This is a genomic window from Bacillus sp. URHA0034, from assembly GCF_056280405.1.
This window is the reverse complement of sequence record NZ_JBWCDK010000002.1, coordinates 1,214,954-1,237,873: the sequence shown is the minus strand read 5'-3', so window position 1 is coordinate 1,237,873 and position 22,920 is coordinate 1,214,954. Positions and strand designations below refer to the sequence as shown.

Here is a 22,920-nt window from a genome sequence, read left to right as displayed (position 1 = left end):
ACTATACTCAATCAAAACATATTTTAGAAGGAGGAACAAATATGAAAAAATGGAGATTCCGCTTAACTTACTATTGGTATAAAATACTAATCAAACTGGGAATTAAAACGGATGAAGTTTATTACATCGGCGGAAGCGAAGCTTTACCACCTCCTTTGAGTAAGGACGAAGAAGAGGTCTTGTTGAAAAAGCTTCCTGGCGGTGATAAGGCAGCCAGATCAATCCTAATTGAACGAAATCTTCGTCTTGTTGTGTACATTGCGAGAAAATTTGAGAATACAGGCATCAATATTGAAGATCTGATTAGTATTGGAACAATTGGATTGATCAAAGCAGTCAACACGTTTAATCCAGAAAAGAAAATAAAACTAGCTACATATGCATCGAGATGTATTGAAAATGAAATTCTAATGTACTTAAGACGGAATAATAAAATAAGATCAGAAGTATCGTTTGATGAACCGCTGAACATCGATTGGGATGGTAACGAGCTGCTCTTATCAGATGTTTTGGGAACAGACGATGATATTATCACAAAAGATTTAGAAGCAAGTGTCGATCGTAAGCTGTTGTCCAAAGCATTGCATCAGCTTACTGATCGTGAAAAGCAAATTATGGAGCTAAGGTTTGGCCTGACAAATGGGGAAGAAAAAACCCAAAAGGATGTTGCCGACATGCTTGGGATATCCCAGTCCTATATATCCAGACTAGAAAAAAGAATAATCAAAAGACTGCGGAAAGAATTCAATAAAATGGTTTAGGAAACAGCCGGATTTAAGAACGGATTATTTGTAGTTAATAATATAAAGAGTAATAATAAAAGAAAAATTTTTCCATCCCAAAAACCTTTTCAATTCAGGATGTCAACGCATTTTTCGACAAATATGCACCTGCCCGATGATGTGGGCAGGTGCATATTTTTCCTTCTCGGGGAGATACTGTTTTTTGTACAGCAGCTCCTGTGAGGAGGGAAAAGGATTGACTCGAAATAAAGTTGAAATTTGCGGTGTAGACACATCAAAACTTCCTGTTTTAAAGAACGAAGAAATGAGAATACTCTTCAAGCAAATGCAAGAGGGCGATATAAGTGCTCGTGAAAAGCTTGTCAACGGTAATTTACGCCTTGTCCTTAGCGTTATTCAGCGGTTTAACAATCGTGGCGAGTTTGTTGATGACTTGTTTCAGGTTGGCTGTATTGGACTCATGAAATCAATTGATAACTTCGATTTAGGTCAAAACGTAAAGTTTTCCACTTATGCCGTACCAATGATTATAGGAGAAATTCGAAGGTATTTGCGTGATAATAATCCAATTCGTGTGTCGCGTTCCTTACGAGATATTGCCTATAAGGCTTTACAGGTGAGGGAACGATTAATGAGTGAGACCTCACGTGAACCAACTGCAGAGGAAATTGCCAAGGTCTTGGAAGTACCGCATGAGGAAATTGTTTTTGCCTTGGATGCAATCCAAGATCCGGTCTCCTTATTTGAACCCATCTATAATGATGGCGGTGACCCCATTTATGTAATGGACCAGCTAAGTGATGAAAAAAATAAAGATATTAATTGGATTGAAGAAATTGCCCTTAAGGAGGGCATGCGCAGACTAAACGAACGTGAAAAGCTGATCCTTAGAAAGCGGTTTTTCCAAGGAAAAACACAAATGGAAGTGGCAGATGAGATTGGTATTTCTCAAGCACAGGTCTCACGCCTTGAGAAAGCAGCGATTAGACAAATGAACAAAAATATTCAAAGCTAAAGCTGTCCAACCGGACAGCTTTATTTTTTATAGATAAAATAGCTTGTGGCAACATATAGTGATATTAGTATGTTAGCGGGAGTGGTGATTTGGTGAAAATTTCGGAATTTCAAATAAAAGACGTCGTAAATGTATCGGATGGGAAAAGGCTTGGAAATATTGGGGATATCGATATAAATTTAACAACGGGGAAAATTGAGGCAGTTATTATTTCTGGAGGCGGCAGGGTTCTTGGTTTTTTTGGTAAAGATGAAGATATCATCATACCATGGAAAAATATTCTTAAAATAGGCCATGACGTAATTCTGGTTAGGTATAAAGGCAGCACTGAAATGATAGGGGAGAACACAGAAGTTTAATATCTTTCATTTGCGGTGACCAAAATTTCTTTTCATGGTAAACTATAGAAAACAAAAGAGGTAATTTGATGGAACCCTTTGTTAAGAATAATCAATCCTATTTATCAATTGATAGTTGGATGAGACGTTTCCCAAAATTGACGGCCGGCTTCACAACCAAAAATGGCGGGACGAGCAAGGGAAACTTTAAGACCCTAAACCTTGGATTTCATGTTGGTGATGAGCTACCTGTTGTTTGTTCAAATAGAGAAAAAGTCGCAGAATTGCTGCAGTTCCCGTTAAGCAGCTGGATTGGAGCGGAACAAACACACGATACCCTCCTTAGGAAAATAACAAAAACAGATCGTGGAATTGGATCCGATTCATACGAAGATGCCTTTAAAGGCACTGATGGATTTTATACGGATGAAGAGGGAATCCTGTTAACACTTTGTTTTGCTGACTGTGTCCCTCTTTTTTTTATTGCCCCTGAGAGAAAGATGATTGGAGTCGCTCACGCCGGCTGGAAAGGGAGCGTTGGTCAAATCGCCATGAAAATGATAGACACATGGGGCCAAGAGGGGATTAGGCCAGAGGAGATTTATGTCGCAATTGGACCCTCCATTTGCGAAAAATGTTATATCGTTGATCAACATGTTATTAATTTTGTAGAAAAATCACTAGTAGAAGGCGCTGCGTTCACCTATAATTTAATTAAAGAAGGGCAATATTCCCTTAATTTACAGGAACTAAATAAACGGATTCTTCTCGCATCCGGTGTTCCGGAGCAAAATATTCTTCAAACAGGATTATGTTCTAGCTGCGGCCAAGAGGAATTTTTCTCTCACCGCCGTGATAAAGGCAGAACAGGAAGAATGATGAGTTTTATTGGCTGGAAGGAGTAGTAATTCACGATGAAAGTAGCTGAAAACCTAAAGCGTATTAACCTGCAAATAAATGATGCCTGCCAAAAAGTAAATCGAAGCAGTGAAGACGTGACTTTGATTGCTGTGACTAAATATGTCAGCATAGAACGAGCCGAGGAAGCGCTGGGGGCAGGTATTCGTAATCTTGGTGAAAACCGTGATGACAGTCTTTTAAAAAAGTGGGAAGTATTACGGGACAAGCCTAGATGGCATTATATTGGAACACTGCAAACCCGCAAGGTAAAAAACATTATTGATAAGGTTGAATATATTCATTCATTGGACCGCTTATCCCTAGCAGAAGAAATAAATAAGCGTGCAAACCATCAAGTAAAATGTCTTGTTCAAGTCAATGTTTCTGGTGAAGCGTCGAAACACGGCCTTTCTTTAGAAGAAGCTATTCCATTTATCAAGGCACTTTCAAACTTAGAACACATTGTGGTCGATGGACTCATGACAATGGCTCCATTAACAGATAATGAGCAAATTCTTCGGGATTGTTTTCGGAAATTAAGAGAGCTTCGCGATCAAGTTCAGAGCCTTCAGTTAGAGTTTGCACCATGTTCAAATCTTTCAATGGGGATGTCCAATGATTTCGGCATCGCTATTGAAGAAGGGGCAACCATGATTAGAATTGGCACAGCACTTGTCGGTGAAGACGGTTAAGGAGAGAAGAAAATGACGATTAAATCAAAACTAAAAACATTTTTCTTTTTAGATGATGAATATGATAATAACAATGATGAATTAGTAGAGAAGACCGCTCCAGTTAAACAAAAACAGCAGCCTGTTAAAAGTCCAAATGTTGTTAGTTTTCAAAGTATCCCAAAGTCTGCCGGTTCGACTAATGTAACTAAATCCTCAAAGGTTATGATTCTGGAGCCAATAACGTATTCAGAATCAACAGAGATTGCCGATCACTTGAAAAATCGTCGTGCAGTGGTCGTAAACCTGCAAAGTATTGGCCAGACCGAAGGCCGTCAAATTGTTGATTTCTTAAGCGGAGTGGTCTATGCGATCGGGGGAGATATTCAAAAGATCGGCTCAAGTATTTTTTTATGTACTCCTGATAATGTAGAAGTCACCGGGAATATTACAGATTTCCTACCTGAACACAATAACCCTAATACAAGGTGGTAATGTGAATGGCTTTTATCTTTAATTTATTAATACAATTAATCAATATTTATTCATGGGCGTTAATTATATATATATTGATGTCTTGGTTTCCAAATGCAAGAGAAACTAAGATTGGACAATTTCTGGCAAGAATTTGTGAACCTTATTTAGAGCCATTTAGAAAAATCATTCCCCAAATTGGAATGATGGATATTTCTCCGATTGTAGCGTTCCTTGTTTTGAATTTTGCCACCAGCGGTTTAGGTAGTGTCTACAGGTGGCTTGTATAAGAATGAAAATAGGTTGTGTTAATTAGGATGAATATTTATCAGCATTTCCGTCCAGAGGAACGGGAATTTATTGATCAGGTCTTACAATGGAAAAGCAATGTAGAGCAGCAATACGCCCCTAAGCTGACCGATTTTCTCGACCCTAGAGAGCAGCATATTGTTAAAATGCTGCTTGGTGAGCATAGTGAGGTAAAATATCAGCTTTTTGGCGGGATTTCTGGTTTAGAAAGAAACAGAGCCCTCATTTATCCGGATTATTTAATCCCAAATGAAGACGATTTTCAAATCAGTTTATTTGAAATTGAATACCCACGAAAGTTTGTTAAGATTGAACACCGGCAGGTTTTAGGGACGCTCATGTCTGTAGGTCTCAAACGTGGGAAATTTGGCGACATTCTGATAAGTGAGGGGCGGGTTCAATTTTTTGCTGCTAAAGAGATAAGTCAATATATAAAGAACAATGTCGAATCAATAGGCAGGGCAGGAGTAAAATTAGTTGAAACAGATATCGAAAATGCCGTTGCTGCGGCAACGGTTTGGGATGAGAATGAATTAACATTATCATCCTTGCGGCTCGACACGGTTATATCGGGGATTTATCATCTTTCCCGGCAAAAATCCCTAGCCTTAATTCAGCATGGACTAGTTAAAGTGAACTGGACTTCAATCGAGAATCCTTCCTTTCCATGTGAAGCGGGTGATATGCTCTCGGTCCGGGGGCAAGGACGAGCAAAAATTATCGGGTTAGAAGGCAAAACAAAAAAGGAAAAATGGCGAGTTATTATCGGAAAGCAAAAATAATTGTAAATGAAGCAGGATTTTCGAAAAACTTGTCGAATATTTGCTTATACATATTGAAGTACAGAATGCATGGAGGTGGCTTTAATGCCGTTAACGCCGTTAGATATTCATAATAAAGAGTTTAATAAAGGATTTCGCGGGTATGATGAAGATGAAGTAAATGAATTCCTTGACCAGGTAATCAAGGATTATGAACTTGTACTTAGAGAAAAAAGAGAATTGGAAGAACGCCTCAATGAGATGAATGACCGTCTAGGCCATTTTGTGAATATTGAAGAAACACTCAATAAATCCATCATTATTGCCCAAGAGGCTGGGGAAGAAGTAAAACGCAATGCCCAAAAGGAAGCAAAGCTGATCATAAAAGAAGCCGAGAAAAATGCAGATCGGATTGTGAATGAATCCCTTTCAAAAGCAAGAAAGATTGCTCTTGAAATTGAAGATTTAAAGAAACAATCTAAAGTTTTCCGGACCCGTTTTAAAATGTTGATTGAAGCACAGCTCGATATGCTAAATACAGATGATTGGGATCATTTATTAGAGTATGAGGTCGATGCAACCGAGTTAAAGATTCATGAAGAAGAAGATTCATTAGCTTGACGAAATACATTTTATTAGCATATAATTTTTAGACATAGTAAATAGAATGGAAATTGACGATGAAAGGGACAGTACAATTTTTCTCTAGACTTTTCTAGCGAGTCGGGGGTGGTGAAAGCCCGATAAAGTTGAAAAATTGGAAGATCACCCTCGAGTTCCAGGTTGAAACCCCAATCGGGATAGTAGGCTTAGGCGTGTTATTCACGTTACGAATGGTAAAGAGGATAGTACAAATGGGTATTATCTATCAGGGTGGTACCGCGGGAAAAAACCTTCTCGTCCCTATTTGGGATGAGAAGGTTTTTTTATTTGTCTATTCCCAATACTTATTATGAACAAGGATTTTAGGAGGAAAAGGAAAATGGAATATAAAGACACGCTTTTAATGCCAAAAACGGAATTTCCGATGCGTGGCAATCTTCCCCAAAGAGAACCGGACTTACAGGCTAAATGGGAAGAAATGAACATTTATCAAAAGGTACAAGATCGGACAAAGGGACGTCCGATGTTTGTCCTCCATGATGGGCCGCCATACGCTAATGGAGATATCCATATGGGGCATGCATTAAATAAAATTTTAAAAGACATGATTGTCCGTTACAAATCTATGAGCGGTTATCATGCTCCATATGTACCTGGCTGGGATACGCACGGTTTACCGATTGAACAGGCTTTAACCAACAAAGGTGTGAAACGGAAAGAAATGACGGTTGCTGAATTCCGGGAGCTTTGCGCAAAGTATGCTCTTGAGCAAATTGATAATCAGCGGACTCAATTTAAGCGTCTCGGTGTTAGGGGAGATTGGGAGAATCCATACATTACCCTAAAACCTGAATATGAAGCACAGCAAATTAAAGTGTTTGGCGAGATGGCGAAAAAAGGCTATATCTATAAAGGAAAGAAGCCGGTTTATTGGTCTCCATCCAGTGAATCAGCTTTAGCTGAGGCTGAAATTGAATATCAAGATAAAAAATCCGCATCTATTTATGTTGGTTTTAAAGTGAAAGATGGCAAGGGTGTCCTAGATACCGATACACAAATTGTCATCTGGACAACAACCCCTTGGACGATTCCGGCTAACCTTGGTATTTCTGTACATCCTGACTTAACCTATGTAGTGGTTTCCACTAACGGAAATAAGTACCTGGTGGCGGAAAGCTTATTAGAAGCTTTCACAAAAGAAGTAGGCTGGGAAGAAACAGAAGTTGTCCAAAAAGTAAAAGGTGCTGATTTAGAATATATTATTGCTGCACATCCATTGTATAACCGTGATTCTTTAGTTATGTTAGGTGAACACGTTACTACTGATGCTGGTACTGGATGCGTTCATACCGCTCCTGGACACGGGGAAGATGACTTCTATGTTGGTCAGAAATATGGTCTAGATGTGTTATGTCCTGTGGATGATAAAGGTGTTATGACGGCAGAGGCAGTTGGTTTTGAAGGTTTGTTCTATGATACTGCCAACAAACCGATTGTCCAAGCGCTAGAAGACGCTGGTGCATTGTTAAAGCTATCGTTTATTACACACTCCTATCCACATGACTGGAGAACAAAGAAGCCGGTCATTTACCGTGCTACGGCACAATGGTTTGCATCCATTAAGGATTTCCGGAATGAACTATTAGAGGCAGTAAAAGAAACCCAATGGGTCCCTGCCTGGGGAGAAACAAGATTATTTAATATGGTTCGTGACCGGGGGGATTGGTGTATTTCCCGCCAACGTGTCTGGGGTGTTCCAATTCCTGTATTCTATGCGGAAAATGGTGAAGAAATTATCACCGATGAAACCATTGAACACGTATCAAACCTTTTCCGTGAACATGGTTCGAATGTCTGGTTTGAACGCGAAGCCAAAGATTTACTTCCTGAAGGCTTTACTCATCCTAGCAGTCCAAATGGTACGTTTACAAAAGAAACGGATATCATGGATGTTTGGTTTGATTCAGGTTCATCTCATCAGGCAGTATTGCTTGAGAGAGAGGATTTAGTAAGACCAGCAGACCTTTATCTTGAAGGTTCAGACCAATACCGCGGCTGGTTTAACTCATCGTTATCAACGGCTGTTGCTGTGACGGGCAAGGCGCCATACAAGGGTGTCCTAAGCCATGGCTTTGCGCTTGATGGTGAAGGCAGAAAGATGAGTAAATCAATTGGAAATGTTGTCGTTCCAGCAAAGGTTATGAATCAATTAGGTGCCGATATTTTACGGCTTTGGGTAGCATCGGTTGACTACCAGTCAGATGTTCGTGTATCAGATGCGATCTTAAAACAAGTGGCAGAGGTATACCGTAAAATTCGTAACACTTTCCGTTTCTTATTAGGAAACTTAGCTGACTTTGACCCAGCTGTAAACAAAGTTGATTATGCTAATTTACGTGAAGTGGATCAATTTATGCTTGTGAAACTGAATAAATTAATCAGCTATGTACGGAATGCTTATGAGAACTACGAGTTTGCGGGCATTTATCATGCTGTCAATAATTTCTGTACTTTAGATCTAAGTGCATTCTATCTTGATTTTGCTAAGGATGTTCTTTATATTGAGGCTGCCGATAATCACGAGCGCCGAGCTATTCAAACAGTGTTATATGAATCACTGCTTGCCTTAACTAAATTGGTTTCTCCAATTCTTTCGCATACAGCTGACGAAGTCTGGCAGTTTATTCCGGCTGTTAAAGAGGAAAGTGTCCAATTAACAGACCTGCCGGAGTATCAGGAATTAGCAGGGGCAGAAGAACTCGAGGAGAAATGGTCCGCTTTCATGACGCTCCGTGATGATGTGTTAAAAGCCCTTGAAGAAGCCCGTAATCAGAAAGTAATCGGTAAGTCTTTAACAGCAAAGGTTACGTTATATGTAAATGAAAAATCCAAAGCGCTGTTGGATTCCATCAGTGAAGACCTGAAGCAGTTGTTTATTGTCTCCGCTTTTGAAGTGGCTGGATCATATGATCAGGCACCTGACGATGCTGTGAAATTAGAAACAGCCGCAATCGTCGTGACAAAAGCAGAAGGTGAAACATGTGAACGATGCTGGATTGTTACACCAGAGGTGGGTCAAGACCCTGAGCATAGTACCCTTTGTCCACGTTGTGCAAGTGTTGTTAAAGAAAATTATTCACATCTAGCATAATGCGTAAGCCCCTTGCCAGCAGGCGAGGGGCTTTTTCTATATCGTTATACAGTATTCGGGTAAATCCGTATTTTTAAAATTTACCTTTTTCACTAATAGTTGTAGTCGTTGTCAATTGTTTTACCGTGTCAGGAATGAAACTAAGGAGATAATATTACAAATGACAAATAACGGAGGTAACAACTATGAATGCCATGCAGGAAAAGCTGTTTTTAGAACTCCGTCAAACAAAGGAAGAAATTGAGAACTCTCTTAAGAAACAAAAGCAACAGTGGCTCACCTCTATATTGAAGGCAGAGCTTCAAGACATTAATGCGGCTATCCAAAAGGTAGAGGATGGGAAATTTGGCCAATGTGAAATCTCTGGTGAATTTATCCCTGATGATTTACTTAAGATGATTCCCACCATCAGGTCGATTAAAGACACAGAGGACTTAGAACTCTTTTACAAAAAGCCCCTTTCCACTGCTTTTTTGTAATGTTACATTGTCGTTATGCGATTAAGTATGCTAAAATGCAAAGGAGATTAGAAAAGCGTACTGCTGACTCTAGTCAGCTTAATGTGGAGGTATCGTAAGTGTTTTATTACTTAATCGCAATTTTTGTAATATTATTAGACCAATTTACAAAATGGTTAATCGTAAACAACATGTTATTAGGCGAGAGTATACCAATCATCAATAATGTTTTGTATATTACTTCTCACCGTAATCGCGGAGCTGCATGGGGAATCCTCCAAGGCCAAATGTGGCTTTTTTATGTTATTACCATTGTGGTTATTGTCGGAATTATCTTTTATCTGCAAAAAGCCGCACGAGGTAAAATGCTATTGGGAGTTTCTTTAGCATTGATGCTTGGAGGTGCGATTGGTAATTTTATTGATCGTGTTATGAGAAAAGAAGTAGTTGATTTTATCCATGCGTATATTTTTAACTATAACTTTCCAGTCTTTAATATTGCCGATTCTTCACTCGTAATCGGCGTCATTTTGTTAATGATTCAAATGCTGCTAGATGAGCGGGGATCAAAGGAGAAATCATATGGAGAAAATGGAACACACCATTCTTGAAGATCAAAAAGGGGACCGAATTGATAAGGTCATCTCAGGTTTAGACGAAGAATGGTCACGAACACAGGTTCAGCAATGGATTAAGAATGGGAATGTCTTGGTAAATGGACAACCCGTTAAAACTAATTATAAATGCAGTTTAAACGATGAAATTGAAATTAATATCCCGGATCCAGAAGAACTAGATGTCATTCCGGAAGAAATGGATTTAGAATTCTATTACGAAGATAAAGATGTATTAGTGGTAAATAAGCCGCGCGGAATGGTGGTTCATCCAGCACCTGGGCACATGACTGGAACGCTTGTTAATGGACTAATGGCACACTGTAAGGATTTATCCGGTATCAATGGAGTATTACGACCAGGGATTGTCCATCGAATTGATAAAGATACATCTGGACTATTAATGGTTGCGAAAAATGATATGGCACATGAAAGCCTTGTAAATCAATTGGTGGAGAAGACGGTTACCCGTAAATATAAAGCGATTGTTCACGGAGTCATTCCTCATGATTTTGGTACCATTGATGCGCCGCTTGCCAGGGATACAAAAGATAGACAAAGTATGGCAGTTGTCGATAACGGCAAACATGCGGTTACTCATTTTCATGTAATCGAACGTTTTAAGGATTTTACCTTTGTGGAATGTCAATTAGAGACAGGCAGGACGCATCAAATCCGTGTGCATATGAAATATATCGGCTACCCGCTTGCTGGTGATCCAAAGTATGGTCCGAGAAAAACATTAGATATTGACGGGCAGGCCTTACATGCCGGTATCCTTGGATTTACCCATCCAAGAACAAAAGAATATTTAGAATTTGAGGCGCCTCTGCCAGAAGATTTTGAACGTCTTCTTGAACAACTTCGTAAATAATAATTGACGATAGCCCAAATATGGGGTACTATGAGTATAGTTTAATAAGCCTTTAAATCAGTCCCGTGAGGCTGAGAAGGAGACGGTTAAGTTATAGGCGTACTGTGCCTTTAACTGAAATTAACTTATCTACCTCTCGCCAATATCGGTGAGAGGTTTTTTATTTTAAGATAATAAAGTAGGTGTAAAATGAACCAAAAAGCTCTGGTCCTTGATGAACAAGCCATTAATCGGGCACTTACGAGGATTGCTCATCAAATTATCGAAAAAAATAAAGGGATTGAGGAATGTGTGCTTGTAGGTATTCGTACAAGGGGAATCTATTTGGCGAAACGCCTAGCCTCAAGAATAGAGGAAATTGAAGGAAATCCAATCCCAGTGGGTGAAATTGATATAACCCTTTATCGGGATGATTTAACAAAAAAAACAGACAACCAAGAGCCGCTTGTGAAGGGTTCAGATATACCAGTGGATATCAGTGATAAGATTGTTATTCTGGTTGATGATGTGTTATATACTGGAAGAACGGTCAGAGCAGGACTTGATGCACTGATGGACTTTGGCCGGCCGGCCGCGATTCAGCTTGCAGTCCTAGTAGACAGAGGGCATCGTGAACTTCCTGTCAGAGCTGATTATGTAGGTAAAAATGTACCAACATCCAGTGACGAAAAAATTGTAGTCGAACTAGTGGAAGTAGATAAAATTGATCAAGTAGGTATTTTTGACAAATAAATAGCATGCCCTTTTAAAAGGCAGTCCTGTGAGGCTGACAAAGGGGAAAAGCCATTAACGATTGGCATTTCTATACCCTCTTTGTACCCTCATGTACACAAGAGGGTTTTTTTATGGCTGAAAAGAAGACAATAAAGATAAACAACCATAGTTAATGGGGGAGAAACAATGAGTAACAAACCAATTTTAGATGTAAAAGATATTCCAAAACCAGGACAATGGTTTACCTTAAGTTTACAGCACTTATTCTCCATGTTTGGAGCGACAATACTTGTACCATATCTAATTGGACTAAGTCCAGCACTTGCCTTAATCTCGAGTGGTTTAGGAACGCTGGCGTTTCTCTTAATTACAAAAGGAAAAGTACCCGCATATTTGGGCTCATCTTTTGCTTATATAGCACCAATTAAAATTCTTTATGAAACAGGCGGAGCTGGTGCAGCGATGGCTGGAACCTTCATTGCCGGTCTTGTTTATGGAATTGTCGCTATCGTAATTAGCAGGTCAGGTCATCGCTGGATCATGAATTTACTGCCGCCAATAGTGGTAGGCCCTGTCATTATGGTAATCGGTCTTGCTCTTTCCGGTAATGCAGTTGGAAACGCGATGAACAACACGGCAGGAAAATATAGTATGCTTCATTTCTCGGTGGCCCTTGTTACCTTGGCAGCGACCATCATTTTCTCAATCTTCGCTAAAAAGATTTTTAGTGTGATTCCAATCTTAGCGGGGATTGTTATCGGTTATGTCTATGCGTTAATAGTCGGGATTGTCGATTTCACTCCAGTCCTAAATGCACACTGGTTTGAATTGCCGAAATTCGTGATCCCGTTTGTCACTTATAAACTGAAATTTTCATGGGACATTGTCGCATTGGTTGTCCCAATTGCGATAGTTACTTTATCGGAACACATCGGTCACCAGCTTGTTCTTAGTAAGGTTGTAGGACGTGACTATATTAAAAATCCAGGTTTACATCGCTCCATCTTAGGTGATGGAACAGCTACAATCATTTCAGCCTTAATCGGTGGACCACCAAAAACAACTTACGGTGAAAATATCGGTGTCTTAGCCATTACCCGTGTATACAGTGTTTACGTTATTGCCGGTGCTGCAATCTTCGCGATTATCTTCGGGTTTATTGGCAAGGTAACAGCCTTAATCCAAACAATCCCGACACCAGTCATGGGTGGTGTATCCATCTTGCTCTTCGGAATTATCGCATCATCAGGCTTAAGAATGTTGGTGGATAGTAAAATTGACTTCGGCGACAAACGAAACCTTGTCATCTCCTCCGTGATCTTAGTTCTTGGAATTGGCGGAGCGATTGTGAAGCTTCCTTATAATATTCAAATCCAAGGGATGGCGTTAGCAGCCATTATCGGAGTACTGTTAAACCTAATTCTACCTGGAAGACAAGAGGCAGAAGAGAATATGTTTGAAGCTGAAGAAGTAAATGAGAAAACTGCATAAATACAAGATAACCTTTTAAAGGAAGTCCAGTGAGGCTCATAAGGGTGTAAAACTTGAACAAAGAGGCGGCTAGAAAATCTTTGTGAAAGTATGGTCGTTTACACCCTGATCAAAAGGTCAGGGTGTTTTTATTATCATTGAAAGGCGGGAATTGGATGTTACAGCATTTATTAACCACGAATGAATTAAAGGTGGATGAGATCTATCAAATATTAAACGATGCTCACAACTTTAAAAAAGGAATGGAGTGGCATCCAGAGAGGAAAATATTCGCTGCCAACTTATTTTTTGAACCAAGTACACGAACAAAAAGCAGCTTTGAAGTAGCTCAAAAAAGGTTAGGTCTTGATGTGATCCACTTTGAAGTGCTGACATCAAGTGTACAAAAAGGGGAAACACTTTACGATACCGTTAAAACATTAGAATCGATCGGTGTAAAAACAGTGGTTATTCGTCACGAACAGGATCGCTACTTTGATGAGCTAGTTGGAAAAGTCAATATACCTATCATCAATGGTGGTGACGGATGCGGTCATCATCCTACACAGTCACTGCTGGATTTAATGACGATCCATCAAGAGTTCGGCCAATTTGCTAAGTTGAAAATTGCCATTATTGGCGATATTCGTCACAGCCGGGTGGCCCGGTCCAATGCAGATGTACTGACCAGGCTGGGTGCTGAAGTGATTTTCTCAGGTCCTGTCGACTGGTTTGATTCCCGCAGTGCCGATATGTCTAAGTACAGACCGATTGACCAAGCTATCCAAGAATCGGATGTTGTCATGCTGCTGCGCGTGCAACATGAACGGCATCAACAAAAAAGCAGCTTTACGGCAAATGAGTACCACAAACAATATGGTCTTACACTGGAAAGAGAAAAAATGATGAAGCAGGACAGCATTATTATGCACCCTGCACCAGTTAATAGAAATGTAGAAATCGCAGATAGTCTTGTAGAGTGCCAGAGATCAAGGATTTTTAAACAGATGGAAAACGGTGTGTATGTCAGAATGGCAGCAATCAAAAGATCAATTGAAAGTCTTGAAGGAGGAAACCAATATGAAACTACTTATTCAGAACGCGTGCTACATAGCATCTAATGGAGAAAAGAAACAAGCTGATTTATTAATAGAGGATGGCCTAATTACAAAGATTGAAAGGAACATCGAAGCGGTTGTGGACCGGACAGTGAACGCAGAAGGAAAATTAGTTTCACCAGGATTTATCGACCTGCACGTTCACCTCCGTGAACCAGGCGGCGAAAAAAAAGAAACCATCGCAACCGGAACAGCAGCAGCAGCAAGAGGCGGATTTACCACTATTGCCAACATGCCAAACACAAGACCGGTGCCTGACACCATTAGTAACATGGAGGACTTGCAAAAGCGGATCCGGGATACAGCGAAGGTTAGAGTGCTGCCGTATGCTTCGATTACAATTCGTCAATTAGGGCAGGAGTTAACAGATTTTGAAGGGCTGAAAGCTAACGGGGCCTTCGCCTTCACGGATGACGGTGTAGGCGTGCAGTCTGCAAGCATGATGCTTGAAGCAATGCGTAAAGCAGCAGCAGTTGACATGGCGATTGTCGCCCACTGTGAAGAAAACACATTGATTAATAAAGGCTCGGTCCATGATGGTTCATTTGCGAAGAAACACGGATTGAATGGAATTCCATCTATCTGTGAGTCTGTTCAGATTGCCAGAGATGTTCTGTTAGCAGAAGCAGCTGATTGTCATTATCATGTCTGCCATATCAGCACGAAGGAATCAGTCCGCGTGGTCAGAGATGCTAAACGAGCAGGAATTAAAGTAACGGCAGAGGTAACACCGCATCACCTATTGTTATCGCAAGATGATATTCCTGGCCTGGATGCAAACTTCAAAATGAATCCGCCGCTTCGTGATACAGAAGACCGCACAGCTTTAATAGAAGGGCTTTTAGACGGCACGATTGATTTTATTGCAACGGATCATGCACCACACACAGCAGAAGAGAAGCTTGAAGGAATGACACTAGCGCCATTCGGTATTGTCGGGCTCGAAACGGCGTTCCCGCTTTTATATACTCACTTAGTCTTGAAGAACATCATGACACTTGAACAGTTAATAGACTATTTAACAGTCAAACCAGCAGAAGCATTTGGGCTGCCTTACGGAAAAATCGAAGTGGGGGCACCTGCAGATTTAACTCTGTTAGACCTAGAAGAAGAGCGTGAAATTAACACAGAAGAATTCTTATCAAAAGGAAAAAATACACCATTTGGCGGTTGGAAATGTAAAGGATGGCCGGAAATGACAATCGCTGGAGGAGAAATCGCTTGGGAAAAAGGACGTGTGTTAGTATGAAAAAACAATTAATCTTAGAAGATGGAACTATCTTTATAGGTAAAGGCTTTGGAAGTGATACAGAAACAATTGGTGAAGTTGTTTTTAATACTGGGATGACAGGTTATCAAGAAATCATTTCTGACCCATCCTATTGCGGACAAATTGTCACATTAACATACCCATTGATTGGTAATTACGGAATTAACCGAGACGATTTTGAATCCATAAATCCTGCTATAAAGGGCCTAATTGTAAAAGAGGCAGCAGACTTCCCATCCAACTGGAGAAATGAGTACACCTTGGATGAATACTTTGACATGAAAAAAATCCCTGGGATTGCAGGAATTGATACACGTAAATTGACACGGATCATCCGTCAATACGGGACACTAAAAGGTGCGATCTGCAGCATTGAAAAAGATCCGAACGAGGTCATAGCTCAGCTGCGCAAAGCGCCGCTTCAAACGAATCAAGTAAAACAAGTTTCTACTAAAAATGCATATCCAAGCCCTGGCCGCGGCAAGCGGGTAGTCCTTGTTGATTTTGGCATGAAGCACGGAATCTTAAGGGAACTAAACCACCGGGATTGTGATGTGGTAGTTGTCCCTTATCATACAACAGCTGACGAAATCCTCCAGTTACGTCCGGATGGAATTATGCTGTCAAATGGACCTGGGGATCCAAAAGATGTTCCAGAAGCAATTGATATGCTAAAAGGTGTATTAGGCAGAGTACCATTGTTTGGAATTTGCTTAGGCCATCAGTTATTTGCACTAGCTTGTGGAGCAAACACAGAAAAAATGAAGTTCGGTCATCGTGGTTCCAACCATCCGGTCAGAGACCTTTCAACAGGAAAGGTTGCAATTACCTCACAAAACCACGGTTATACAGTGGAAGAAGATTCGATTAAAAATACACGATTAGAAGTTACTCACATCGCCGTGAACGACGGTACAGTAGAAGGACTAAAACATCTAGATTATCCAGCATTTACCGTTCAATATCATCCCGAAGCATCCCCAGGACCAGAAGATGCAAACGGCCTATTTAATCAATTTATTGACTTGATGGAAAAGCACAAACAGGAGGTTACAGCAAATGCCTAAACGTACAGATATAAAATCCATTTTAGTAATCGGTTCAGGACCCATTGTCATTGGGCAGGCTGCAGAATTTGACTATGCAGGAGCACAGGCTTGTATCGCACTAAAAGAAGAAGGCTATCGTGTTATTCTGGTTAACTCCAATCCGGCTACCATCATGACAGATACGGAGATGGCAGATGCCGTTTATATCGAACCATTAACTGTTGAATTTGTCAGCAGAATCATTCGCAAAGAACGTCCAGATGCGCTGCTCGCGACTCTTGGCGGACAAACAGGTCTTAACTTGGCGGTTGACCTTACAAAATCAGGCGTCTTAGCTGAATGTGAAGTAGAAATTCTTGGCACGAAACTTTCAGCGATTAACCAGGCGGAGGACCGCGACCTATTCCGCAGCCTAATGAATGAATTAAACGAACCAGTTCCAGATAGTGAAATCATTCATGAATTAGCAGAAGCAAAAGCTTTTGTTGAAAAAATTGGCTTCCCTGTGATTGTCCGTCCTGCCTTTACATTAGGTGGAACAGGCGGCGGAATTTGCCATAACGATCAGGAATTAGAAGAAATCATTACTAGCGGCTTAAAGCACAGCCCGGTAAATCAATGTTTACTAGAAAAAAGTATCGCAGGCTTCAAGGAAATAGAATATGAAGTAATGCGTGATGCTAACGATAACGCGATTGTGGTTTGTAACATGGAAAACATCGATCCTGTCGGCGTACACACTGGTGATTCGATTGTTGTGGCACCGAGCCAGACATTAAGTGACCGTGAGTACCAGCTGCTTCGAAATGTTTCATTAAAAATTATCCGTGCCTTAGGTATTGAAGGTGGCTGTAACGTCCAGCTTGCTCTTGATCCTTATAGCTTTAATTACTATATTATCGAAGTAAATCCACGTGTTAGCCGTTCTTCGGCATTAGCGTCAAAAGCAACTGGTTATCCTATTGCAAAGCTTGCAGCCAAAATTGCAGTCGGATTAACACTTGATGAAATGTTAAACCCGGTAACAGGAAAAACCTATGCAAGCTTTGAGCCAGCGCTTGATTATATCGTTACGAAAATCCCTAGATGGCCGTTTGACAAGTTCGAATCGGGTAATCGTTCACTTGGTACGCAAATGAAAGCAACCGGTGAGATTATGGCGATTGGCCGTACATTCGAAGAATCGTTATTGAAGGCGATCAGATCCCTTGAAGCGGGCGTTCATCACTTTGAACTAAACGGTGCATCTGAGATTGATGATGAATTACTTGAGAAGCGGATCCGTAAAGCGGGAGATGAAAGACTCTTTTACATCGCAGAAGGGTTAAAACGTGGATTAACGATAGACACCATTCATGAATGGAGTAAAATCGATTTGTTCTTCCTAAAGAAGATGGAAGGAATTATTGAACTGGAAAAGACGATTGCAGCCAATCCTTTCGAAACCGAAATCTTACTAGAGGCAAAACAAAAAGGCTTTACTGATAAAAAAATCGCAGAACTATGGAATGTAACTGAACGAGAAATTTACAAGACTAGGAAGAATTTAGAGATTAAACCTGTATATAAAATGGTTGATACTTGTGCAGCAGAATTTGAATCGGCGACACCTTACTACTATGGTACCTATGAAGAGGAAAACGAGTCGATTGTGACAGAGAAAAATAGTGTGATCGTGCTAGGTTCTGGACCGATCCGAATCGGCCAAGGGATTGAATTTGATTATGCGACCGTTCACTCTGTAAAAGCGATTAAAGAAGCAGGCTATGAAGCGATTATCATCAACAATAATCCAGAAACCGTATCAACTGATTTCAGTATTTCCGATAAGCTTTACTTCGAGCCGCTTACAATAGAAGATGTAATGAGTATCATTGATTTAGAAAAACCAGTAGGGGTAGTTGTGCAATTTGGCGGACAAACTGCAATCAACTTAGCAGCTAAACTTGAAGAAAACGGTGTGAAAATTCTCGGAACAAGCTTAGAAGATTTAGATCGAGCAGAAAATCGTGATAAATTTGAACAGGCGCTTGTACAGTTAAATATCCCTCAGCCTTTAGGAAAAACTGCCATGTCTGTAGAAGAAGCTCTTGTGATTGCTGGCGATATCGGTTATCCGGTTCTCGTCCGTCCTTCTTACGTGCTGGGCGGCAGGGCGATGGAGATTGTCTACCGTGAAGAAGAACTGCTTTACTATATGAAAAACGCAGTAAAGGTAAACCCTGAACATCCAGTCTTGATTGATCGTTATTTAACAGGAAAAGAGATTGAAGTGGATGCGATTTGTGATGGAACGAACGTCTTAATCCCAGGCATTATGGAACATATCGAAAGAGCTGGGGTTCACTCAGGTGATTCGATTGCTGTTTACCCGCCGCAAACGCTAAGCGAGAAAACCAAACAAACCCTTGTTAAGTATACAGAGAAACTAGCAAGAGGCTTAAACATTGTTGGTTTACTAAATATTCAATATGTACTTGCAGGCGACGAAGTGTTTGTTCTAGAGGTCAATCCAAGATCAAGCCGTACCGTTCCATTCCTAAGTAAAATTACCAATATCCCAATGGCTAAAATCGCAACAAAAGCGATTCTTGGGGTATCCATCCTTGACCAAGGTTACATTCCAGGTCTTGTCACTGAAAAAGAAGGAGTATATGTCAAAGTTCCTGTATTCTCTTTCGCCAAACTGAAGAGTGTCGATATCACGCTTGGGCCAGAAATGAAGTCAACTGGAGAAGTCATGGGTAAGGATGTAACCCTGGAAAAAGCTTTATATAAAGGCTTAGTTGCATCAGGTATGAAAATTCAGCCATTCGGCACTGTATTGTTCACGGTTGCCGATAAGGATAAAGAAGAAGCATTAAAGCTTGCGAAGCGTTTCTCAAGCATCGGCTATCGTTTAATGGCAACGAGCGGTACAGCAGCTGTATTAGAATCTGCAGGCCTAAGAGTAAAAGTGGTTGGAAAGATTGGTTCAGAAGGAAAAACACTGTTAGATGTTATCCATAATGGAGAAGCCCAGTTCATTGTCAATACACTAACAAAAGGCAAACAGCCGGAACGAGATGGATTTAGAATCCGCCGTGAAGCAGTTGAAAATGGTGTTCCATGTTTGACTTCACTAGACACTGCTGATGCCATCTTAAAAGTGATTGAATCCATGAATTTCTCAGCAGAACCGATGGCAGCAATGAAAAAGGAGGCAGTGTTTGCATGATCCAAAAAGAGTTATGCAAAATTCTAAGCCAAAATGAAATAGCTTCAGATATCTATGAGCTTACCATAAATGGCCAATTGGTTACCCAAATCACGTCACCAGGTCAATTTGTTCATATAAAAGTATCAAATGGCTTGGATCCACTGTTACGCAGACCAATAAGTATTTCTTCGTACGATTTTGAACAGAAAAGTTTAACCATGATTTATCGTAAAGAGGGAAGAGGAACTTCCATGCTAGCAGAATTAAAACCAGGGATGTTGGTTGACATCCTTGGTCCGCTAGGTAATGGATTTCCTGTAGAAGAGGTAAGCGCAGGTGACACGGCGCTGCTTGTTGGAGGCGGAATCGGCGTTCCTCCATTATATGAGTTATCGAATCAGTTGACTGCAAAGGGTGTTAAAGTGATTCATGTGCTCGGATTCCAGACGGCATCAGCCGTCTTTTACGAAGAAGAATTTTTAAAAAATGGGGAAACCTATGTAACGACAGTAGATGGTTCTTGTGGTAGAAAGGGCTTTGTGACAGATGTCATGAAAGACTTGCAGTTTGATTGTATCTATACATGCGGACCAACCCCGATGCTAAGAGCGATTGAGCAAAATTATCAACATAAAAAAGTATTCTTATCTTTAGAAGAGCGGATGGGCTGCGGCATCGGTGCCTGCTTTGCCTGTGTATGCAAAAAGAAAGATGATCCATCAGGAGTATCCTATAAAAAAGTCTGCAGCGATGGACCTGTATTCCGAGCGGGGGAGGTATTGATATGAGTCGCTTAAACATTGAATTACCAGGATTAAACTTAAAAAACCCAATCATGCCTGCATCCGGCTGCTTTGGGTTTGGCCGAGAATACAGTCAGTTCTATGACCTGAGTGTACTCGGTGCAATTATGATTAAAGCTACAACTGTCGAACCAAGATTCGGAAACCCAACCCCGCGTGTCGCTGAAACTTCTGCAGGTATGTTAAATGCAATTGGCCTGCAAAATCCTGGACTAGCTAAAGTCCTTGGTGAAGAGCTGCCTTTTTTATCACAGTACGATGTTCCAATTATTGCAAATGTAGCCGGGTCCCTAGAAGAGGATTACGTGGAGGTAGCCCGTCAAGTTTCCAAGGCTCCAAATGTTCATGCGCTTGAACTAAATATTTCCTGTCCGAACGTAAAAACAGGCGGAATTGCGTTTGGAACCATTCCTGAAACAGCAAAACAATTAACCCGCAAGGTAAAAGAGGTATCTGAGGTACCCGTATATGTGAAATTATCACCAAATGTAACAAATATTGTTGAAATGGCCAAGGCGGTTGAAGCTGGTGGCGCAGATGGTCTGACCATGATCAATACCCTTATCGGAATGAGACTTGATTTAAAAACAGGTAAACCCATACTAGCTAATCGGACTGGCGGATTATCAGGGCCTGCCATTAAGCCAGTGGCGATCCGGATGATTCACGAAGTAAGCCAGGCTGTTGGGATTCCAATTATCGGTATGGGCGGCGTTGAGACGGCTGCCGATGTAATTGAATATTTTTACGCGGGGGCAAGTGCCGTAGCGGTTGGAACAGCCAACTTTGTTGACCCGTTTGTTTGCCCGACGATTATTGAGGAGTTACCGGAACTGCTTAGTAAATTAGGATTTGAACACATCAGTGAATGTACAGGAAGGAGCTGGAAAGAGAATGGACAACTCGCTTATCATCGCGCTTGATTTTCCCGGAATGAACGAAGTCGATCAATTTCTAAAGCCCTTCGCGGGTAGAGAGCTATTTGTAAAAGTTGGGATGGAGTTGTTTTACCAGGAAGGTCCCTCGATCATTCATCAATTAAAGGAGCAAGGCCACCGGATTTTCCTAGATTTAAAACTTCATGATATTCCGAATACAGTCAAAAGTGCGATGAAGGGTCTTGCCCGCTTAGAGTGCGATTTGGTTAATGTTCATGCAGCTGGTGGAATAGATATGATGCAGAATGCTCTTGAAGGTCTTGAAGCAGGTACTCCTGCAGGACGGAAACGGCCTAACTGTATCGCAGTAACACAATTAACGAGTACGTCTGAGGAACAAATGCAAAAGGAACAGCTTATTCCGGTTTCTTTGAAGGAATCGGTGCTTCATTATGCCTCGATAACGAAACAGGCTGGCTTAGATGGAGTTGTTTGCTCCGCATGGGAAGCGGCTTTGATAAAAGAGGCGGCCGGACAATCGTTTCTGACGGTTTGCCCGGGAATTCGGATGGCGTCAGATCAGGTTGGAGACCAAAAGCGTGTTACAACCCCTGAAGCAGCACGGACTATGGGGGTAAGTTCGATTGTTGTAGGCCGGTCGATTACCCGTTCACAAGACCCGCTTACAAGTTATCAACAATGGATGGAAGCATGGAAGGGAGTACAACAATGAAAAAATTAATTGCCGAAAAATTACTAGAAATCAACGCGGTTGCCTTGAAGCCCGAGGCCCCGTTTACATGGGCGTCAGGACTTCGTTCCCCTATCTATTGTGATAATCGCCTTACTCTTTCATACCCTGAGGTAAGGAAAGCAGTTGCGGCAGGACTGCAGCAGCTGATTCAAGAACATTTTCCGGGAACTGAAGTGATTGCTGGAACCGCGACGGCTGGTATTCCACATGCTGCATGGGTCAGCGGTCTTATGGACCTCCCGATGTGCTACGTACGTTCGAAGGCAAAGGGGCACGGTAAAGGGAACCAAATTGAAGGGAAAGCGGAAGCAGGCCAAAAAGTAGTTGTAGTTGAAGACTTAATTTCTACCGGCGGCAGTGTAATCACGGCGGTTAATGCGTTAAAAGAGGCTGGCTGTGACGTGTTAGGGGTCGTATCCATCTTTACATACGGCCTTGAAAAAGGTAAACAATTATTTGCAGAAGAAAATATTAAGAGTTTTTCGTTAACAGATTTTCCTGCCTTAATTGAAGTGGCCATTACAAAGGGCTATGTTAGTTCGGAAAATCAGGAAAGCCTGCTTTTATGGAGTAGAGATCCAGCTGCATGGAGTAAGAAGTTCGAAGACGCAAAAACGCTGATAAAGAGTGAAAACTAAGAAATCGCCGATAAATAGCGGAAAACCGCCGATAATTACTGAGAAACCGCCGATAAATACCGAAAAATCGCCGATAAACCCAAGAGGGGAGCCAAATCATGTGATGGCTCCCCTCT

The 22,920-nt window shown here is 41.1% G+C and carries 23 protein-coding genes and 1 other annotated feature; all 23 genes read left to right on the top strand.

The window, feature by feature from the left end; genetic code table 11:
• Positions 1-41 precede the first annotated feature (41 nt).
• The 23 genes from sigE to pyrE all read left to right on the top strand — a co-directional run bounded on the left by sigE (position 42) and on the right by pyrE (position 22,804).
• On the top strand, positions 42-761 hold the full coding sequence (sigE, locus tag ACZ9EE_RS08025) for an RNA polymerase sporulation sigma factor SigE (protein ID WP_476026103.1): 720 nt from the start codon (positions 42-44) through the stop codon (positions 759-761).
• 217 nt (positions 762-978) lie between these two features.
• The gene (gene sigG, locus ACZ9EE_RS08020; protein WP_215040714.1) at positions 979-1,758 is read left to right on the top strand and encodes an RNA polymerase sporulation sigma factor SigG; all 780 of its coding nucleotides are present in this window, start codon (positions 979-981) and stop codon (positions 1,756-1,758) included.
• Between the two features lie 89 nt (positions 1,759-1,847).
• Positions 1,848-2,117, top strand: a complete 270-nt coding sequence (locus tag ACZ9EE_RS08015; protein ID WP_476026102.1) for a YlmC/YmxH family sporulation protein — start codon at positions 1,848-1,850, stop codon at positions 2,115-2,117.
• 68 nt (positions 2,118-2,185) lie between these two features.
• Positions 2,186-3,001, top strand: coding sequence for a peptidoglycan editing factor PgeF (gene pgeF / locus ACZ9EE_RS08010; RefSeq protein WP_476026101.1), 816 nt, complete (start codon positions 2,186-2,188; stop codon positions 2,999-3,001).
• Positions 3,002-3,010: 9 nt separating this feature from the next.
• Entirely contained in the window at positions 3,011-3,688 is a 678-nt protein-coding gene (locus tag ACZ9EE_RS08005) for a YggS family pyridoxal phosphate-dependent enzyme (RefSeq protein WP_476026100.1), read from the top strand.
• A gap of 12 nt (positions 3,689-3,700) precedes the next feature.
• On the top strand, positions 3,701-4,162 hold the full coding sequence (locus ACZ9EE_RS08000) for a cell division protein SepF (protein WP_476026099.1): 462 nt from the start codon (positions 3,701-3,703) through the stop codon (positions 4,160-4,162).
• Between the two features lie 5 nt (positions 4,163-4,167).
• Entirely contained in the window at positions 4,168-4,431 is a 264-nt protein-coding gene (locus tag ACZ9EE_RS07995; protein ID WP_476026098.1) for a YggT family protein, read from the top strand.
• Between the two features lie 27 nt (positions 4,432-4,458).
• On the top strand, positions 4,459-5,232 hold the full coding sequence (locus tag ACZ9EE_RS07990) for a YlmH family RNA-binding protein (RefSeq protein ID WP_476026097.1): 774 nt from the start codon (positions 4,459-4,461) through the stop codon (positions 5,230-5,232).
• Positions 5,233-5,316: 84 nt separating this feature from the next.
• Positions 5,317-5,832, top strand: a complete 516-nt coding sequence (locus ACZ9EE_RS07985) for a DivIVA domain-containing protein (RefSeq protein ID WP_144562822.1) — start codon at positions 5,317-5,319, stop codon at positions 5,830-5,832.
• A 50-nt stretch (positions 5,833-5,882) separates the two neighbouring features.
• Positions 5,883-6,119: a binding site (T-box leader), on the top strand.
• Between the two features lie 74 nt (positions 6,120-6,193).
• On the top strand, positions 6,194-8,965 hold the full coding sequence (ileS, locus tag ACZ9EE_RS07980) for an isoleucine--tRNA ligase (RefSeq protein WP_476026096.1): 2,772 nt from the start codon (positions 6,194-6,196) through the stop codon (positions 8,963-8,965).
• A gap of 185 nt (positions 8,966-9,150) precedes the next feature.
• Positions 9,151-9,444 (top strand): hypothetical protein, encoded by a 294-nt coding sequence (locus ACZ9EE_RS07975; protein WP_476026095.1) that lies wholly within the window; start codon positions 9,151-9,153, stop codon positions 9,442-9,444.
• Between the two features lie 98 nt (positions 9,445-9,542).
• Positions 9,543-10,034: a signal peptidase II gene (gene lspA / locus ACZ9EE_RS07970; protein WP_476026094.1), complete on the top strand. Its 492-nt coding sequence runs from the start codon at positions 9,543-9,545 to the stop codon at positions 10,032-10,034.
• Complete coding sequence (locus tag ACZ9EE_RS07965; protein WP_476026093.1) at positions 10,006-10,911, top strand: RluA family pseudouridine synthase; 906 nt, start codon at positions 10,006-10,008, stop codon at positions 10,909-10,911. Before lspA ends, ACZ9EE_RS07965 begins: the two co-directional genes overlap by 29 nt.
• A 189-nt stretch (positions 10,912-11,100) precedes the next feature.
• Positions 11,101-11,643 (top strand): bifunctional pyr operon transcriptional regulator/uracil phosphoribosyltransferase PyrR, encoded by a 543-nt coding sequence (pyrR, locus tag ACZ9EE_RS07960; RefSeq protein WP_215040725.1) that lies wholly within the window; start codon positions 11,101-11,103, stop codon positions 11,641-11,643.
• A 168-nt stretch (positions 11,644-11,811) separates the two neighbouring features.
• Entirely contained in the window at positions 11,812-13,116 is a 1,305-nt protein-coding gene (locus ACZ9EE_RS07955) for a uracil-xanthine permease family protein (protein ID WP_476026092.1), read from the top strand.
• Between the two features lie 155 nt (positions 13,117-13,271).
• The gene (locus ACZ9EE_RS07950; protein WP_476026091.1) at positions 13,272-14,216 is read left to right on the top strand and encodes an aspartate carbamoyltransferase catalytic subunit; all 945 of its coding nucleotides are present in this window, start codon (positions 13,272-13,274) and stop codon (positions 14,214-14,216) included.
• On the top strand, positions 14,176-15,462 hold the full coding sequence (locus ACZ9EE_RS07945) for a dihydroorotase (RefSeq protein WP_476026090.1): 1,287 nt from the start codon (positions 14,176-14,178) through the stop codon (positions 15,460-15,462). The genes ACZ9EE_RS07950 and ACZ9EE_RS07945 overlap by 41 nt, the downstream gene beginning before the upstream one ends.
• Positions 15,459-16,550, top strand: a complete 1,092-nt coding sequence (locus ACZ9EE_RS07940; protein WP_476026089.1) for a carbamoyl phosphate synthase small subunit — start codon at positions 15,459-15,461, stop codon at positions 16,548-16,550. Before ACZ9EE_RS07945 ends, ACZ9EE_RS07940 begins: the two co-directional genes overlap by 4 nt.
• Positions 16,543-19,749: a carbamoyl-phosphate synthase large subunit gene (carB, locus tag ACZ9EE_RS07935; protein WP_476026088.1), complete on the top strand. Its 3,207-nt coding sequence runs from the start codon at positions 16,543-16,545 to the stop codon at positions 19,747-19,749. Before ACZ9EE_RS07940 ends, carB begins: the two co-directional genes overlap by 8 nt.
• Positions 19,746-20,519, top strand: a complete 774-nt coding sequence (locus ACZ9EE_RS07930; RefSeq protein WP_476026087.1) for a dihydroorotate dehydrogenase electron transfer subunit — start codon at positions 19,746-19,748, stop codon at positions 20,517-20,519. Before carB ends, ACZ9EE_RS07930 begins: the two co-directional genes overlap by 4 nt.
• A complete protein-coding gene (locus tag ACZ9EE_RS07925; RefSeq protein WP_476026086.1) occupies positions 20,516-21,457 on the top strand; it encodes a dihydroorotate dehydrogenase in 942 nt (313 codons plus the stop codon). Before ACZ9EE_RS07930 ends, ACZ9EE_RS07925 begins: the two co-directional genes overlap by 4 nt.
• On the top strand, positions 21,429-22,145 hold the full coding sequence (gene pyrF / locus ACZ9EE_RS07920; RefSeq protein ID WP_476026085.1) for an orotidine-5'-phosphate decarboxylase: 717 nt from the start codon (positions 21,429-21,431) through the stop codon (positions 22,143-22,145). Before ACZ9EE_RS07925 ends, pyrF begins: the two co-directional genes overlap by 29 nt.
• Positions 22,142-22,804 (top strand): orotate phosphoribosyltransferase, encoded by a 663-nt coding sequence (gene pyrE, locus ACZ9EE_RS07915; RefSeq protein ID WP_476026084.1) that lies wholly within the window; start codon positions 22,142-22,144, stop codon positions 22,802-22,804. Before pyrF ends, pyrE begins: the two co-directional genes overlap by 4 nt.
• Positions 22,805-22,920: the final 116 nt, after the last annotated feature.

What these genes read in the sequence shown, in the direction of transcription:
- ACZ9EE_RS07975 (WP_476026095.1), top strand. Translation starts at nt 9,151, where the DNA reads ATGAATGCCATGCAGGAAAAGCTGTTTTTAGAACTCCGTCAAACAAAG.
- ACZ9EE_RS07985 (WP_144562822.1), top strand. Translation starts at nt 5,317, where the DNA reads ATGCCGTTAACGCCGTTAGATATTCATAATAAAGAGTTTAATAAAGGA.
- pyrE (WP_476026084.1), top strand. Translation starts at nt 22,142, where the DNA reads ATGAAAAAATTAATTGCCGAAAAATTACTAGAAATCAACGCGGTTGCC.
- pgeF (WP_476026101.1), top strand. Translation starts at nt 2,186, where the DNA reads ATGGAACCCTTTGTTAAGAATAATCAATCCTATTTATCAATTGATAGT.
- ACZ9EE_RS07955 (WP_476026092.1), top strand. Translation starts at nt 11,812, where the DNA reads ATGAGTAACAAACCAATTTTAGATGTAAAAGATATTCCAAAACCAGGA.
- pyrF (WP_476026085.1), top strand. Translation starts at nt 21,429, where the DNA reads ATGGACAACTCGCTTATCATCGCGCTTGATTTTCCCGGAATGAACGAA.
- carB (WP_476026088.1), top strand. Translation starts at nt 16,543, where the DNA reads ATGCCTAAACGTACAGATATAAAATCCATTTTAGTAATCGGTTCAGGA.
- ACZ9EE_RS07990 (WP_476026097.1), top strand. Translation starts at nt 4,459, where the DNA reads ATGAATATTTATCAGCATTTCCGTCCAGAGGAACGGGAATTTATTGAT.
- ACZ9EE_RS07965 (WP_476026093.1), top strand. Translation starts at nt 10,006, where the DNA reads ATGGAGAAAATGGAACACACCATTCTTGAAGATCAAAAAGGGGACCGA.
- ACZ9EE_RS07925 (WP_476026086.1), top strand. Translation starts at nt 20,516, where the DNA reads ATGAGTCGCTTAAACATTGAATTACCAGGATTAAACTTAAAAAACCCA.
- sigE (WP_476026103.1), top strand. Translation starts at nt 42, where the DNA reads ATGAAAAAATGGAGATTCCGCTTAACTTACTATTGGTATAAAATACTA.
- ACZ9EE_RS08005 (WP_476026100.1), top strand. Translation starts at nt 3,011, where the DNA reads ATGAAAGTAGCTGAAAACCTAAAGCGTATTAACCTGCAAATAAATGAT.
- ACZ9EE_RS08000 (WP_476026099.1), top strand. Translation starts at nt 3,701, where the DNA reads ATGACGATTAAATCAAAACTAAAAACATTTTTCTTTTTAGATGATGAA.
- ACZ9EE_RS07995 (WP_476026098.1), top strand. Translation starts at nt 4,168, where the DNA reads ATGGCTTTTATCTTTAATTTATTAATACAATTAATCAATATTTATTCA.
- pyrR (WP_215040725.1), top strand. Translation starts at nt 11,101, where the DNA reads ATGAACCAAAAAGCTCTGGTCCTTGATGAACAAGCCATTAATCGGGCA.
- ACZ9EE_RS07945 (WP_476026090.1), top strand. Translation starts at nt 14,176, where the DNA reads ATGAAACTACTTATTCAGAACGCGTGCTACATAGCATCTAATGGAGAA.
- ACZ9EE_RS07940 (WP_476026089.1), top strand. Translation starts at nt 15,459, where the DNA reads ATGAAAAAACAATTAATCTTAGAAGATGGAACTATCTTTATAGGTAAA.
- ACZ9EE_RS07950 (WP_476026091.1), top strand. Translation starts at nt 13,272, where the DNA reads ATGTTACAGCATTTATTAACCACGAATGAATTAAAGGTGGATGAGATC.
- ileS (WP_476026096.1), top strand. Translation starts at nt 6,194, where the DNA reads ATGGAATATAAAGACACGCTTTTAATGCCAAAAACGGAATTTCCGATG.
- ACZ9EE_RS07930 (WP_476026087.1), top strand. Translation starts at nt 19,746, where the DNA reads ATGATCCAAAAAGAGTTATGCAAAATTCTAAGCCAAAATGAAATAGCT.